18 protein-coding genes are annotated in these 15,202 nt (G+C 42.0%); 3 read left to right on the forward strand and 15 right to left on the reverse strand.

From position 1 onward, the window contains the following. The 3 genes from ACXJY6_RS05390 to ACXJY6_RS05400 form a co-directional block, all read right to left on the reverse strand. Entirely contained in the window at window positions 1-1,170 is a 1,170-nt protein-coding gene (locus ACXJY6_RS05390) for a tyrosine-type recombinase/integrase (RefSeq protein ID WP_458767648.1), read from the reverse strand. A gap of 301 nt (window positions 1,171-1,471) precedes the next feature. Then, on the reverse strand, window positions 1,472-3,421 hold the full coding sequence (locus tag ACXJY6_RS05395; protein ID WP_458767704.1) for a DNA topoisomerase III: 1,950 nt from the start codon (window positions 3,419-3,421) through the stop codon (window positions 1,472-1,474). A 68-nt stretch (window positions 3,422-3,489) separates the two neighbouring features. Beyond that, entirely contained in the window at window positions 3,490-3,822 is a 333-nt protein-coding gene (locus ACXJY6_RS05400) for a Grx4 family monothiol glutaredoxin (RefSeq protein ID WP_456050912.1), read from the reverse strand. A gap of 332 nt (window positions 3,823-4,154) precedes the next feature. On the opposite strand from ACXJY6_RS05400, the gene sodB reads away from it, so the two are divergent. The 3 genes from sodB to ACXJY6_RS05415 all read left to right on the forward strand — a co-directional run bounded on the left by sodB (window position 4,155) and on the right by ACXJY6_RS05415 (window position 6,209). Further along, window positions 4,155-4,736 (forward strand): superoxide dismutase [Fe], encoded by a 582-nt coding sequence (sodB, locus tag ACXJY6_RS05405; RefSeq protein ID WP_456050911.1) that lies wholly within the window; start codon window positions 4,155-4,157, stop codon window positions 4,734-4,736. Between the two features lie 120 nt (window positions 4,737-4,856). Then, window positions 4,857-5,357 (forward strand): VC2046/SO_2500 family protein, encoded by a 501-nt coding sequence (locus ACXJY6_RS05410; RefSeq protein ID WP_456050910.1) that lies wholly within the window; start codon window positions 4,857-4,859, stop codon window positions 5,355-5,357. Window positions 5,358-5,546: 189 nt separating this feature from the next. After that, window positions 5,547-6,209 carry an SDR family oxidoreductase gene (locus ACXJY6_RS05415; protein WP_456050909.1) on the forward strand — a complete coding sequence of 221 codons (663 nt, stop codon included), beginning with the start codon at window positions 5,547-5,549 and terminating at the stop codon, window positions 6,207-6,209. 11 nt (window positions 6,210-6,220) lie between these two features. On the opposite strand, the gene ACXJY6_RS05420 is transcribed toward ACXJY6_RS05415, so the two are convergent. The 12 genes from ACXJY6_RS05420 to ACXJY6_RS05475 form a co-directional block, all read right to left on the reverse strand. Continuing rightward, on the reverse strand, window positions 6,221-6,973 hold the full coding sequence (locus ACXJY6_RS05420; RefSeq protein ID WP_458767649.1) for an MlaA family lipoprotein: 753 nt from the start codon (window positions 6,971-6,973) through the stop codon (window positions 6,221-6,223). Window positions 6,974-7,018: 45 nt separating this feature from the next. Continuing rightward, window positions 7,019-8,254, reverse strand: coding sequence for a c-type cytochrome biogenesis protein CcmI (gene ccmI / locus ACXJY6_RS05425; RefSeq protein ID WP_458767650.1), 1,236 nt, complete (start codon window positions 8,252-8,254; stop codon window positions 7,019-7,021). After that, window positions 8,251-8,748 (reverse strand): cytochrome c-type biogenesis protein, encoded by a 498-nt coding sequence (locus ACXJY6_RS05430; RefSeq protein WP_456050906.1) that lies wholly within the window; start codon window positions 8,746-8,748, stop codon window positions 8,251-8,253. The genes ccmI and ACXJY6_RS05430 overlap by 4 nt, the downstream gene beginning before the upstream one ends. Then, on the reverse strand, window positions 8,745-9,293 hold the full coding sequence (locus tag ACXJY6_RS05435; protein WP_456050905.1) for a DsbE family thiol:disulfide interchange protein: 549 nt from the start codon (window positions 9,291-9,293) through the stop codon (window positions 8,745-8,747). Before ACXJY6_RS05435 ends, ACXJY6_RS05430 begins: the two co-directional genes overlap by 4 nt. Further along, window positions 9,286-11,250 carry a heme lyase CcmF/NrfE family subunit gene (locus ACXJY6_RS05440; RefSeq protein ID WP_458767651.1) on the reverse strand — a complete coding sequence of 655 codons (1,965 nt, stop codon included), beginning with the start codon at window positions 11,248-11,250 and terminating at the stop codon, window positions 9,286-9,288. Before ACXJY6_RS05440 ends, ACXJY6_RS05435 begins: the two co-directional genes overlap by 8 nt. A 32-nt stretch (window positions 11,251-11,282) precedes the next feature. After that, window positions 11,283-11,738 carry a cytochrome c maturation protein CcmE gene (gene ccmE, locus ACXJY6_RS05445; RefSeq protein WP_456050903.1) on the reverse strand — a complete coding sequence of 152 codons (456 nt, stop codon included), beginning with the start codon at window positions 11,736-11,738 and terminating at the stop codon, window positions 11,283-11,285. After that, a complete protein-coding gene (gene ccmD / locus ACXJY6_RS05450; protein ID WP_456050902.1) occupies window positions 11,735-11,944 on the reverse strand; it encodes a heme exporter protein CcmD in 210 nt (69 codons plus the stop codon). Before ccmD ends, ccmE begins: the two co-directional genes overlap by 4 nt. Further along, window positions 11,945-12,694, reverse strand: a complete 750-nt coding sequence (locus tag ACXJY6_RS05455; RefSeq protein WP_458767652.1) for a heme ABC transporter permease — start codon at window positions 12,692-12,694, stop codon at window positions 11,945-11,947. It abuts the gene before it with no gap. A 14-nt stretch (window positions 12,695-12,708) separates the two neighbouring features. Beyond that, window positions 12,709-13,377 (reverse strand): heme exporter protein CcmB, encoded by a 669-nt coding sequence (ccmB, locus tag ACXJY6_RS05460; RefSeq protein ID WP_456050900.1) that lies wholly within the window; start codon window positions 13,375-13,377, stop codon window positions 12,709-12,711. Then, on the reverse strand, window positions 13,371-14,000 hold the full coding sequence (gene ccmA / locus ACXJY6_RS05465; RefSeq protein WP_458767653.1) for a cytochrome c biogenesis heme-transporting ATPase CcmA: 630 nt from the start codon (window positions 13,998-14,000) through the stop codon (window positions 13,371-13,373). The genes ccmB and ccmA overlap by 7 nt, the downstream gene beginning before the upstream one ends. 163 nt (window positions 14,001-14,163) lie before the next feature. Continuing rightward, window positions 14,164-14,676, reverse strand: a complete 513-nt coding sequence (locus tag ACXJY6_RS05470; RefSeq protein WP_456050898.1) for a DUF2802 domain-containing protein — start codon at window positions 14,674-14,676, stop codon at window positions 14,164-14,166. After that, entirely contained in the window at window positions 14,676-15,173 is a 498-nt protein-coding gene (locus tag ACXJY6_RS05475) for a chemotaxis protein CheW (protein ID WP_456050897.1), read from the reverse strand. Before ACXJY6_RS05475 ends, ACXJY6_RS05470 begins: the two co-directional genes overlap by 1 nt. Window positions 15,174-15,202: the final 29 nt, after the last annotated feature.

The raw sequence follows: 15,202 nt of genomic DNA on the forward strand, positions 1-15,202 counted from the left end.
CTATTCATTACATATTGCCTCGACATGGTTAGACCACTGCCCTAATGCATCTCTCTGCATTTCGAACAATTCATTTTGTTGCTTGCCTTGTAAGTAGACCCTTAACATTTCTGGCAAGCTGTGATTTACAAGAAGCTCAACTATATGTGGCATTACACCAATAGCATTCATTCCAGTAATAACTGTTCGCCTCAAGTCGTGTGGCGTCCAATGTTCAATATTGAAATCAGCCTGTTTTCGCGCAATTGCCCTAGTAATAACTTTCTCACTCATGGGCTTATCACCTTTTGGGGACGGCATGACATATTTGCTGCCATTAGCGTATTCTTTGAGTTGCCTGAATAGCTCAATAACCTGATTTGATAACGGTATGGTGTGGTCTTTTCCATTTTTGGTGTTTGGCATTAACCAAGTCCCATTGATAAAGTCGATATGCTGCCATTCGGATAGAGTTATCTCATTTCTACGCTGTCCAGTAAGAAGCAAAATTTTAGTTGCTAAGACCACTTGCTTAGATAAGCCAAGTTCGGGCAACTTACGCCAAACAATTGCTATCTCATCTAATGACAAACAACGCTCTCTAGGCTTTGGAGCGTGGTATTCAGACTTTTTCAGGTTAGCGGTAGGGTCATTTGCTAAATAGCCCCTGCGTACTCCCCAAGAGCATATTTGACGAAGTAACCCAAGTATCTTTCTAGCGTGTGGATGGCTGCCTCTAGCAGTAATCGGGTCAAGGCACTGGTTGATATGTCGCACTTTTAAAATGCTAAGTTTGATGTGACCGATACTAGGGGAAATGTCGGCTTTAATTTCTCGGTCGGGAATATCTAATCTAGTTCGGTGGTGGGCTGCATATTTAGCCATCCATTCACGGCATAGGTCATTCACCGTATTTACTGCTTCCTGATTTCTCTCTAATTTAGGGTCGATGCCTTCTAATACAAATTGCCTAGTTTCCGCATGCGCATCTTCGGCTTTTCTAAGCGACATTTCAGGATAGCGCCCATAATCAATTCGGTATTGTTTACCCTCAAACGTGTACTTTCCTTGCCATGTCAAAACAGCTTTTGCAGATTCACGTAGAGATAACCCCATCTCATGGCTATGCATAGTTTGTTGCCCTGTGGGGGTTTTAATAATTCGCTCTAAATCTCTCTTACCTAACGCCATGACTAATCCAATGACTAAAATAATTGACTACCCTTGAATTTCATTGATTCATCAAGAACCCAATAAAACCAAGGAAAACGCCATTTTATATGATAGATTGATTATATATGACCGCTTATGAATTATACAGATTTAATTGGTTATAGTCATGGGGTGTCGGGGGTCGGAGGTTCAAATCCTCTCAGTCCGACCATATAAAAAAGAGCAGCTTTGAATTCAAAGCTGCTCTTTTTACGTTTCCATGATTAATTTTACTACTTCGAAGCACGCGCCCTTTTCATATGCACGCTAGCAAACTATGTCACTTCACTGCACGTTTCTTAGCTGGCTTTCTTTTAGCGCCGGCCTTATTCCTATAACTAGACCGCTTGGTAGTAGTTGGTAAGTATCTTAATGATTCAGGTATTGGTGAGTTTTTCACTTGCTCAACTAGTGTGCCAACGTTAACCACAAGGTTATCTATAAACGGCTGATATTGTTGTGTTCTTTCAGCCATACCCTGCAACTGATGTTCCCATATTGCGGTCATATCAGGATAGGTCGATTGATCTGGCAGAGCATTAATCAAACCTCTGGCGGCAATACTACTTCGGATCGATTTTCCTTCACGAACAAGAAGCTCACGTTTCACTAAAGTATCGATAATTCCAGCTCGAGTCGCTTCTGTGCCAATACCATCAGTTTCTCGCAGAATCTTCTTCAAACTTTTATCTTCAACAAATCGAGCAATACCTGTCATTGCGCGTAATAAGGTTGCTTCACTAAATGGACGTGGTGGCTCAGTTTTACTCGCTTTAATCTTACCTTCACGACAAAGTAAACTTTTACCTTTTTCCAAAGGAGGAACAGTGTCGACACCCTCTTCATCTTCGGCTTTCTTACCTGCTAACGCTTTCCAACCAGCACTCACTAGTGAACGGCCTGATGCAACAAATTCTCCTCCAGCAATATCAAAGCACAACTTAGATTCCGCATAGACAGCTGCTGGATAAAATTGCATTAAATATTGCGTCGCAATCAAACGATAGACTTTATACTCATCACTGTTAAGCGACTGACTGCTGAGTGCTTTTGGTGTGGGAATAATCGCATGGTGAGCATCAACTTTACTGTCATTCCATGCCTTCGATTTCAATGTTAAATCTGCACTTTTGACACCAGACACCAATTCGCTAACGTTCTTCGAAATTGCTTTCACAATGACAGGCGCTTCTTGCCAGTGTTCTTTAGGTAAATGACGCGAATCAGAACGAGGATATGTGATCAGTTTATGTCGCTCATATAGAGACTGACAGGTATCCAGTACTTGCTGAGCACTCATGGTGTAACGCCTTGCAGCATCAATTTGCAATGCGGATAGTGAATACGGTAATGGTGGCGCGACTTTTGATTGCTTTTGCTCCGACTCTTTAACAACAGCAGGTTGACCAGCTATACGACTCGCCACGTTTTCAACTAATTTCAGATTCAGAACTCGCCCGTCTTCATCCTGCCACGGTTGACATGCCTCACTCGGTTTCCACTTTGCTCGAATATCAAAAGAGGTGTCCTCAGACTTGTATGGTATCAAGGCATGTAACGTGAAATAGTCACGAGGGACAAAGTTCTCGATTTCCTCATCTCGGCGTACGACTAACCCTAGAACGGGAGTTTGAACTCTACCAACCGATAGAACGCCTTTATAGCCGGCTCGTTGCCCCAATAGCGTATAGGCGCGCGACATATTGATACCGTACAGCCAATCAGCTCGCGAACGCGCCAATGCCGAGACAGAGAGAGGAATAAACTCTGAGTTGGCTCTTAGTTGACTTAATGCACGCTTGACTGCACTGACATTGAGATCGCTAATCAGAAGTCTCTGCATAGCCGCTCGCTTAGATTGACTAACCTTACAATAATCAATCACCTCATCAACTAACAACTGCCCTTCTCGGTCTGGGTCACCAGCATGGACAAGATCAAACGGCTCTTTCAATAATGCTTTGACCACTTTCAATTGTGCGGCGGCTGATTTTCTCGGCTTCAGTTGCCATTTCTGTGGAATAATCGGCAAATCATCCAGTCGCCAACTTTTATAACGACTGTCATAAGCATCGGGCTGGACTTGTTCGAGTAGGTGACCGATGCACCAGGTGATCACATCACCATTTGCGCAATGAATCGCACCTTGCTGCTTACGGTGAGGTTTAGGCAAGGCATCTGCAATTGCCCTTGCTAGGCTGGGTTTTTCTGCAATAAAAAGTCTTGGCATCACACAATTAAAAAGGCCACAATATTTGTGGCCTTAACATAGCAATAAGTCTTGTAAATTTATACCGTTTATTCTTCGGTTGCGTTACGAGCAGCCGCTTCTTTTACAAGTGGTTGTAACTCACCTTTTTGGAACATTTCCAAAATAATGTCACATCCGCCGACTAACTCACCTTCAACCCAAAGCTGGGGAAATGTTGGCCATTGCGCGTAAGCCGGCAATTCAGCACGAATGTCTGGATTTTGAAGGATGTCCACATATGCGAACTTTTCATTACATGCCATCAGAGCTTGAGAAGCTTGAGATGAAAACCCACAACTAGGAAGTTTTGGAGAGCCTTTCATATAAAGTAGAATCGAGTTCTCTTCAATTTGCTGTTTAATTTTATCGATTGTTTCCATGATTTCCTCTATTACACGGTGAGGTTAAATAATTATTGAGTCATTCTAAGTCATCTAAATAGAATAAAAAGCCCAAAAAAATTGTGGTTAATGCCCATATATTTTCATTCAAAGCGGTTAAACTAAGATATTACGGGTCTGCTCTCAAGTAGTATCACCTACAATGAAAGGAATTCGCAAAGGTAAATTTGCAAATTTGTGCTTTAAATAAAGTAAAAACTTGCTAAACTACTCTCAAGTCAGCTGTATCGACGAAAATAAAAGAAAAATATCTAATATTGGAAGCAAAATGAAAGACACTGTTCTTTCTATACACAACGGAGAATCGAGCAATGGCAATTGAACTACCAGCACTTCCTTATGCAAAAGATGCACTAGAACCACACATTTCTGCGGAAACATTGGATTTTCACCACGGTAAACACCACAACACATACGTGGTTAAGCTTAACGGTTTAATTCCTGGTACTGAATTTGAAAATAAAACGTTAGAAGAAATCATCAAAACGTCAACTGGCGGTGTATTTAACAATGCAGCTCAAATTTGGAACCACACTTTCTACTGGAACTGTTTGTCTCCAAACGGTGGCGGTGAGCCAACGGGTGCTGTTGCAGATGCAATCAATGCGGCATTCGGTTCATTCGAAGAATTCAAAGCAAAATTCACAGATTCGGCAGTGAATAACTTCGGTTCATCATGGACTTGGCTTGTTAAAAATGCAGACGGTTCTCTAGCAATCACAAATACTTCAAACGCTGGCACGCCAATCACTGAAGCAGGTGTGACTCCTTTGCTAACAGTAGACTTGTGGGAACACGCTTACTACATCGATTACCGTAATGTTCGTCCTGACTACATGGCAGGCTTTTGGGCATTAGTAAACTGGGATTTCGTGGCTGAAAACCTAGCTTAATATTCAGTAACTCCTAAGTAGTGAAATGATAGCCTGCATATTCTGCAGGCTTTTTTATTATACAAAACAACTTAAGATTTTCCCTACCCTGCCGCTACCATTCTTGTAAGCGGAGGATATATGTCAATTCAAGCGTTAGAATCATCACATTCAATCGATATACTACGATTTGGTCAGGATGTTGGACAGGCAGTCCACAGCCAGCGCAGAGCTGACTTTTCATTGCTCCTTGCGATGATTTGTGATGATGCCCAATATCATACTCCTATTGATTCTATTCCTTCGGCTGATGACTTATCATTGGATGAGCGCTTTGCCGTTCCCGCTGGCCAAAAGATGACAAGTGACGAAGCAAGTTATCAACGAGGGGCGCAGATCGCGGAACAATTTAATCAAGGAGGACTCAGCGCAGCACGTTTACAGGCTTACCTTGCACCCGATGCCCTTACTTATATGCCAGAGCACACCGGAAATTTACCAGAAGATGTTTACTATAACTTGTCTGAACACCAGAGACAGAAAGTGAAACAGACACAGCCTAAAACATCTCAATATGATTTTCAGCTCTACCATGATTTAATCGCGAACCAACGACAAAGTGAGTTATCAGTCCAACTTTAGCGATATTTAATGTAAATTCACTAACATCCCGCTGAACAGTTTGTGAATCACTCCAAGAAACCTGCCTTTATTTACAAAGCTATTAAAAGAATATGATGGGATTCACAACCTATATTCCTAGAATGAATCATTCTTAAGTTTATTCACGATGAAAAATATCAATATAAATTATGTGAGGAAGGTTAGGCGATGCACGTACAAAATTCTGTTGTAGTTGTAACATCAGCCGGTTCTGCACTAGGAAGTGCACTTGCCGAACACTTTGCTTCATTCGGAGCAAAGGTCGTCTTAATTGATCACCAATATCATCAACTTGTTGAAACCTATCATCGCTGTAAAGCTGTGTCAGAAGATATTCACTACTATTTTGTCGATGGATATAACCACAGTACTATCGCTGAAATTTTTGACTTTGTTCAACTAAAGTTCGAACAAGCTCCAGATGTTCTTATTAATAACTGGCCCACACATCGCCTCCCCTCCGTTGTTGATGAAAACCCTATTGATCGTTTTACTCACAATATTACAAGCATGGCATCAACTCTGTTTTCTTTTGTGCATTTATGTTCTGAAAGAATGAGAAATGAAATGAAAGAAGGGGTCATTGTGAATGTCGTTTGCAACTTACAAGAAGAAAAAGAGTGCGATTACACTTCGTATATGGTCTCAGGTTTCACTCAAACATGGGCTAAAGAGCTAGATGCTCATAACATTCGTGTGGGAGCCGTTCTGTCGACAAGTAAATTGATTCAAAGACAAAAACATCCGAGCCAGATGATCGATGAATTTGTTCGTAATACCGAATATATTATTGAAAACGAATATTTTAGTGGCCGAGCAATGTCGGCCTAATGTCATCAGAGCTAGTCGCCAAATTCGTCTAGATAGTTGTCAAATTCATCTTCTTCTGCGGCATCAAAGTCGTCAATAACAATTTCTGCGTTGTACGCCTCGCGCTGCAAGTAAACATCTCGAGTGAATGCATAAGGATCAGGAGAGCTCTCTAAAAGTGACTCTTGACTAACTAGAGCGGCCCGACTTTCTAAGCCTTCAATCAAAAATTTACCCGCTGCGCCCCAAATATTGAGATAACTAAGAGGTAAATAAGTATTGTCAATAAAACTCGCGGCATTTCGAACTGTATAAGGCCCAGCCCCAGGAACCATGAGGTATGCTCCATCACCGACACCATAATGCCCTAAAGCATCGTCAAATCCCTTAGACCCTTCACTAGACAATCCTGCATGCGATGCAATATCAAAAACACCAAGTAGCCCAAAAGTAGAATTGAGCCAAAAACGGTTAAAATGGTTCAGAGCTTTCTTCCCATTCCCCATTAGTAGGTTATTAACGATGGTTGACGGTTCACCAAGATTGGAAAAGAAATTTGATAAACCGTAGCGCAATGGTGTTGGTGTATACGTAACATAAGCAATTGCCGTTGGCCTAAATATATAAGGGTCAAGGTAATCGTAATTCAATGTCCATACGACTCGGTTTGCGCTTTCCAAAGGATCGTAGGCTCCGTTTGCTTGACTGTCCGGGCGAGAACTGCACCCTACCGTAGCAATGGAAACTAAAATTAATAGTACTGTGCGATAAATTTTTAAAGTCATAGTTTACGTAATTGAACAAAGTTCGATTGCCATAAGAATCATCTATTAATACTTCTTATTGACTTCAACTTCAACTGTTTGCTCAAAACCTCCTAGTTCGCTTTCACCAAAATAGTCACCCTCTTTTGTTGCTACATTCCCGTCTTGGTCTAGTCTGACCTTAACTCTGAACTGCTCCAGTGAGCTTAATAATCGCTCTTCAATCAGGCTACTATTGTCGTTTAATTCAACAGTAAGTGGAAAAGAAAGCGCATTTAGGCGTACTGCGGCAACAGGCATCGGTGAGCCAAATTCATCATGAATAGATACGATGACAGCCATGTCTTGCGTAACAGGAATATTAGGTGCAACGTTTACTGTAACCTTAATCGACTTGCTGCTAATTGGCGACTGCTTCTGTAATAGGCCATCAGCTTCTTTTATTTTTTTATCTAACCAAGCATGCCGTTCATCATTGCTTCCTAAAATGGTCTGCATCTTTCGCCAATAATCAATCGCTAAGGAATACTGTTTATTATCGTAGGCATTCAAAGCGAGTAATGAATAGACTCTAATATCGGTTGAGCCTGATTGGATTAATTCGTTCAATAATTGAACGGACTGACGACGATTATGTTCGTCACCGGTTGCCATCAACGACTGAGCATAGCCATAACGAATACTGCTATTATCTGGACTTTCTGAATACGCCTTAGCCATTGCAGCGACAGCATTGCCTGCATCAAAGTTAGCCATTGCTATTTTACCTAATAACAACCACCCCATTGCATCCGATGGTGAATGATGTAAATGAGTCCGTAACGCTAAAGACAGGTCATCCATTTCTTGATCACTTAGAGGTACATTCCCACTGTCGACAAGGCGTTTCGATAATTCGGGTAATTGCGCACTTACCTGCTGCCAATGAGTCACCTTCTGATAACTCCCTAACCAGTAATACATCCCACCACTTAACGAGACCATAAGCACCAAAGATAAAGGTATCAGTACTGAGTTTAAGCGTTGTCGTTTATCTGATGTAACGTCAGACGACGATGGCACCTGATCGGGAACATCTTGTAGCAAACTTTGTTGAAGTTCTGTTACCAATTCAGCTTTATCGGCAATCAAACCTTCACTATCTTCACTTTCTAGTTCAAATAAGCGCTGTTTAAAGAAAGCTTTATTGAGTGTGTCACGACGCTCTTGGTCGTTTGCATCCGCTTTTTGAGTCAGTGGAATGATGATTAAACATGCTGCGAGCAAAAACATCAGTACGGCGACAATCCAAAACACAATCATGAATCTCGCTCCCTAGTCTCAATTGGGGTTTCATCCTCTTTCAGTAACTCGGCAATCCGAGCTTGCTGATCGGCATCGAGCGGTGTCGCTGTACGTACCGTTTGACGACGCGATTTAGCCATAATAAATCCAACCCCAAATACAATGACAATGAACGGCGCAAACCACAGTATCGCCGTTGAAGGACTTAGCTGAGGATTGTAATTAATAAATTGCCCGTATCGAGCGACCATATAATCGACAATTTCGTCTGAGCTCTTACCTTCTTTTACCATTTGGTAAACTTTAGTTCGAAGGTCTTGAGCCAATGCCGAATTTGAATCAGCAATGGTATTATTCTGGCATTTAGGACAACGCAGCGTATTGCTCAATTCTTTGAATAAAGCTTCCTGCTCCGTAGTCTCAAACTCATAAACATCAATCGCCGCACTAGGTGCCTTAGCGAAGATCAGAACCACTACCAACAATGAGAGAAAAATTGATAATTGCTTCATTTGGCTTCCTCATTCAATTGAAGATAGATAGGTTGAAGAGTATCGCGCCAATTCTGAGCATTCACGTCCCCAACATGGCGATACTGAATTATCCCTTTTGCATCAATAATGAAGGTTTCTGGAGCTCCATATACACCTAAATCAAGCCCCAACATCCCGTCACCATCATACAAAGTAATCAAATACGGGTTTCCAAGGCGTGTTAACCATTCAAATGCCTTAGCACGGTCGTCTTTATAGTTAAGACCGATAATCTTTACGCCTTGCTTCGCCAATTCATTCAAGTATTGATGTTCGGCATAACATGTTGGACACCAAGTTGCCCAAACATTTAACAGCATTGGCTGACCTGTAAATATTGATTGCTCATACTGTTTAGTCGGGTCGGCTAAATCCATCAAACTAAACGTTGGGACGGGTTGACCAATCAAAACTGATTCCAGCTTTGTAGGATCATCTCCCTGAGTATTTTTTATCAACTGAATAACAAACACGACAGCAAGTAGCATGAACGCAATCAGCGGAATAAAGAGTTTTTTATTCATTGCGAGAGCCTTCTGTATTTAACTTTCTAAAACGATACCGCTTATCGGTCATGGCAATAACACCACCGATTGCCATCAAAATGGCACCAAGCCAAATCCAACGTACAAACGGTTTGTAGTAAATTCTCACCGCCCACGATTGCCCATCATCTAAACGCTCACCCATCGCAATATACAAGTCCCGTGTAACACCGACATCTATCGCTGCTTCAGTCATCATATTTTCTGCAGAAGAATAGTAACGTTTTTCCGCCGTAAGCATCGCCACCAGATCTTGAGATTGTGTTACTTTGAACTCGGCCAAATAAGTCTGATAGTTGGGTCCTTGAGCTTCTCGTACTTCAACAAACTCGAATTCATACCCCGCAACTTCATAGCTCATACCTGGCGCCAAACGAACATCTTTTTCAACACTTAAGTTTTGTACCATCGCAATGCCAATGATAGTGACGGCGATACCTAAGTGGGCCAGTACCATTGCCCAGTGACTGCGCGGTAATACTTTTAACCCAGTCACTAAGCTGTGTTTATGAGTCGCGCGTTTCACGATCTCATATCCATGCATTAGGGTTATCCACAAGGCCATTGTCCAGCCAAGCCAAACCATAAAATGGAATTGAGCAGTCGCCAACCAACTCACACCAGCGGCAAGTAAAATTGAGCTGATACCCATAAATAGAATCGGACGTTTTAAATGACTTAAATTATCTCTCTTCCAACGAATTAGAGGCCCGATACCAAGCAGCACAGCAAGTGGAATCATTAACCATGTAAACATCAGATTAAAGAATGGCGCGCCAATAGAGACCGAGCCCAACCCTATCTGCTTATGTACAAGAGGCAGTAATGTACCAATAAGAACCACAACCAATGCGGCCACAATGATGAAGTTATTACTCAGTAACGCATTTTCTCTGGAGATCAGTTGATAATTACCTGCGGCTCGAATCTTTGAACCATTGATGGCAAAAAGAAGCAACGAACCACCAATAATTAGGACTAAGAAACCTAGGATAAAAATCCCACGAGCAGGATCGGATGCAAAAGCATGGACCGAAACCAAAATTCCTGAACGAACTAAAAAAGTACCTAGCAAACTTAACGAAAATGCCGATAACGCCATTAACACTGTCCACGCTTTAAAGGTGCCACGCTTCTCGGTAACCGCTAGAGAGTGAATTAATGCGGTACCCGCCAACCAAGGCATGAGTGACGCATTTTCCACCGGGTCCCAAAACCACCAGCCACCCCAACCTAATTCGTAATAGGCCCACCAAGAGCCTAGCGCAATACCTAGGGTTAAAAATACCCAAGCGGCCATAGTCCAAGGCCGTGACCACTTGGCCCAAGCAGTATCAAGGCGGCCAGCAGTTAAAGAAGCAATAGCGAATGAAAAGGCAACAGAAAACCCTACATATCCCATGTACAACATTGGAGGATGTATGATTAAACCAGGATCTTGAAGTAGTGGATTCAGATCTCGTCCATCAATTGGAAAAAATGGTAACGTCCGAGTAAATGGGTTAGACGTTATGACAATAAACAGAATGAACCCTGTAATGATCACACCCATTACCGCAAGCACTCGAGCAACCGAGTCCCTTGGCATGCCACGGCTCCATATGGCAACGGCTACCGCCCAGCCTGCTTGAATAAGCACCCACAGCAATAACGAGCCTTCATGAGCTCCCCACACTGCGGTTAAGCGATAGTACCAAGGTAGCTGGCTGTTTGAGTTTGTCGCGACATAAAGAACCGAAAAATCATTTGAGTAAAATGCCCATAATAAAACGATGAATGAGCAACTTAAAAATAAAAATAAGCCGAAGGAAAGCGACCTAGCGCTATCCATCAACGATAGGTTTCCAGTACGAACGCCAATCGCTGGTAATACCGTAAGTAAAACAGAAAATGCCAACGCAATAAAAAGGGCTACGTGTCCAAGCTCTACTATCATATCTATCAATGTCCTAGGTGTTGTTAGAGCGTTTACTGCGCTATTGCTTCATGATTTGCTTTCATCGCTTCTTCGATCTCTGGAGGCATGTAGTTTTCATCATGCTTGGCAAGAACCTCGAATGCCTCAATCGTTTTACTATCGACTAATACACCTTGAGCAACGATACCTTGTCCTTCCCGAAAAAGATCTGGAAGAATGCCATCGTAAGTTACGGTGATTGAATCGCCGATATCGTTAAGATCGAAACTCACCTTTAACGAGTCACTGTCGCGTTTAACCGATCCCTCAACAACCATCCCACCGACTCTCAATCGTTGTCCAGTTGATGGTTTCTCACCATTTGGTTTCCCGTTTAAGATTTCACTGGGTGTATAAAAAAGATCGATATTCTGATTGAGAGCATACAGAGTTAAACCAACTGTCGCTCCCAAACCCAATACAATAGATAGCACGATTGCTAACCGTTTTTTACGTCTAGGATTCATAGAGTATTCTCCATTGTTTTTGCCGCTTCAATCCTAGCCTGACGCTCCAATTCTTGTTTAACTTGAGCCAAAATTTTATTTTTCTTTCTCATACTACTAATAAGTAACCATAACCCTGAAATAAACGTAATCCCAAATGAGCTCCAAACATATACGGCATAACCACCCATAGCAATAAAGTCACTCATTGAATCAAAATAGAGCATCTATGTCTCTCCATTATTGTTGATAACTAGTGCCTTGACCCAAGGTCGGTGATGTTCACTGGCAAGAATTTCGTTACGCAGTCTAATCATACTAACCAGCGCAAGAAATACCCCAAACGCGGCAATATTAATCAAAAGTGGCCACAACATTGAGGATGAAATTGAAGGTTTCGCGAACTTCGTAATAGAAGCACCTTGATGAAGTGTATTCCACCACTCCACTGAAAAATGGATAATCGGTAAGTTAATCACACCAACAATCGCAAGAATACCGGATGCCTTTGCAGCAACTTTACTATCATCAAATGCGTTATATAAGGCAATAACACCAATATAAAGAAACAATAGTATCAACTCAGACGTCAAGCGCGCGTCCCAGACCCACCAAGCTCCCCACATTGGTTTCCCCCAAACAGCGCCAGTCACTAACGCTATAAAAGTGAATACCGCACCAATAGGCGCAATCGCGATCGCGGCCAGGTTCGACATTCTTACCTGCCACACTAAGCCGATAAAAGCACTAATGGCCATCGTCAAATACGCTCCCATCGACCATATTGCCGATGGAACATGGATATACATAATTCTAAAACTATCTCCCTGCTGATAATCCGCAGGTGAGAAAGCAAGCCCCCATATGGTGCCGACAAGCAACAACACGATACACGAGATCATTAAATACGGAATTAATAGTCCACAAAATCGGTACGTTGTTTCTGGTTTTGCTAAGGGGTGAAGCCACTTCCACATTTTACTTCTCTCTATTACTCAACGCTAACTCTGAGCGATAAACCAATCAATATAGGTGTCATTGTCATTGACCCCGTCAGCATTGCGGCTAATACCGCTAATTGTCCAGTGTATGATACGCCAAGTGAAGCTGACTCTATGGCTGAAGTAGCAAAAATTAGCACTGGAATATACAGCGGTAATACTAATAAACTAAGAATAACACTGCCTTTTCTCAATCCAACCGTTAATGCCACTCCAATCGCACCAATAAAACTCAGAGTCGGTGTTCCGACCAACAAAGTTAGCATTAACGCAACCCAACTATCCCATTCAACTGCCAACAAAATAGCGAGTAATGGACTGATAATGAGCAAAGGCAATGCTGTTAATATCCAGTGAGCGATGACTTTTGCCAAGACAATAACAAATAAAGGAGTTGGAGCAAGCAAAAGCTGTTCTAACGCACCATCGTTGAAGTCATCTCGAAACATTCGTTCTAGTGATAATAATGTCGATAGTAATGCCGCAACCCAAACAATCCCAGCAGCAATACGAGTTAATATCCCAGGCTCTGGCCCTAGAGCAAGGGGAAACAAGGTAACAATCAGAACAAAGAACCATAGCGGATTCAACACTTCAGATTGACGTCGATAAGCCAATAGCAACTCGCGTCGAACAATTAACACAAATGTCGTTAACATATTGGGGCTTCACCTAAGTTGATAGACTTCAACCGATTGCTTTCTCGAAACAAATCTTGGTGAGTCGTAAACACCAACATTCCTCCACGCTCGACATGTGAAGTAAATAATGATTCTAAAATTGCGACGCCTTTTTTATCAATCGCCGTTAAAGGTTCATCCAAAACCCATAATTTTTTTTCACTTAACCATAAACGAGCTAGAGCAACACGACGTTGCTGACCTGCAGAAAGATGCATCACTGGGATATCTTCACGTCCGGCCAAACCTACCTTAGCCAAAACCGTATAGATCTTCTCATCAGATTGAGTGTTATGGTGTAGCGATTGATAAAACTGTGCATTTTCCAAAGCTGTTAGCTCTCGTTTAACACCCGTTTGATGTCCAATAAACAATAATTCACTGTTGTATTCATCGCGACATCTCTTGATGGTGGACTGGTTCCAATACACATCGCCTTCGTCAGCGACACCCAACCCGGCAAGAATTCGCAATAATGTCGTTTTGCCACTGCCATTTTGCCCTTCAACTTGAATAAGTTCGCCAGGAGAAACGGAAAATGAAAGGTTGGATATTAGCGGTTTGTTTCCACGGATAACCGAGAGGTTCTTAATGTCTAGCATGATTTAATTCACTGGTCCTTCTTGGGCGCTATCTTAACACATGCGCGCCAAGGTCAAATCAGTAAGTACAATAAACCCCTCAAAATTGGCACTTCATCTACTATTTACACAAATAATGAAAATTAAATAAAAATAAGGGAACCATTTGGTTCCCTTATTTATTCTAACTGCGAGGATTTTTTCGTATCGCTGCATTTGGCTCAGGTATCCCGCTCTTTAATCTTTCAGGAAGACTACTAAGGGGCGGAACCTTTTCTTTGCCCGCTAATTTTTGCTGTAACGAATACATTAATTCAGCTTCAGCTTGAGGTAATTCACATTCACTGATCACCTCGTCGATGTCAGCTCCGAGCTTAACGAGTTTGCTTGCTCGAGAATACAGTCTCGAATCTGTATCTTCTTGTTCGAGTTCAACAAGACGCTCGTTTAACAAGACAAGAAGCTCCTGCTGGTCAGTCACTTTTTGTCCTAAACCAATAACGACAGAACGTAGTTCAAGCAATTGTTTATTGGTTTTAATTAATTGGTTGCTTACTTCTTCACGCTGCACCTTCTCGTGTTCAATTTGCTTCATCGAACTTCTTTTCACCTGTCCGATAATCACAAAAAGAACCAACACAACAACAAGGCATACACCCAATATGATCGGCGTCTCAACCGCTGCAAGATTTACCATTATAAATGAGCCATTTCGTCCCATTCTTCATCTGATAGAAGCTTATTCAAATCAACCAAGATCAATAGCTTACCATCTCGATTACTTACACCTTGGATAAACTTAGCGCTTTCATCAGTACCAACACTTGGAGTCGTATCAATTTCTGAAGATTTAAGATATACAACTTCCGCTACACTATCGACTAAGATACCAATAACCTGATGCTCAGATTCAATCACAATAATACGCGTATTGTCCGTTGTTTCGCCTTGAATCAGACCAAAACGAGAGCGTGTATCAATGACCGTTACAACATTACCACGCAGATTAATGATACCTAGTACGTAATCTGGCGCACCAGGAACGGGAGCGATTTCGGTATAGCGTAGAACTTCTCGTACTTGCATTACATTAATGCCGTAGGTTTCTTCCTCAAGTTGAAATGTCACCCACTGAAGTACTTCGTCATTCGAAGACCCATCTTTTCTTAGTTCTACTTCGTTCGCTTCAAACATAACTTTTCCTCTATTAAGCCGTTTCCGAC

It is taken from the genome of Vibrio phycocola, assembly GCF_054404255.1.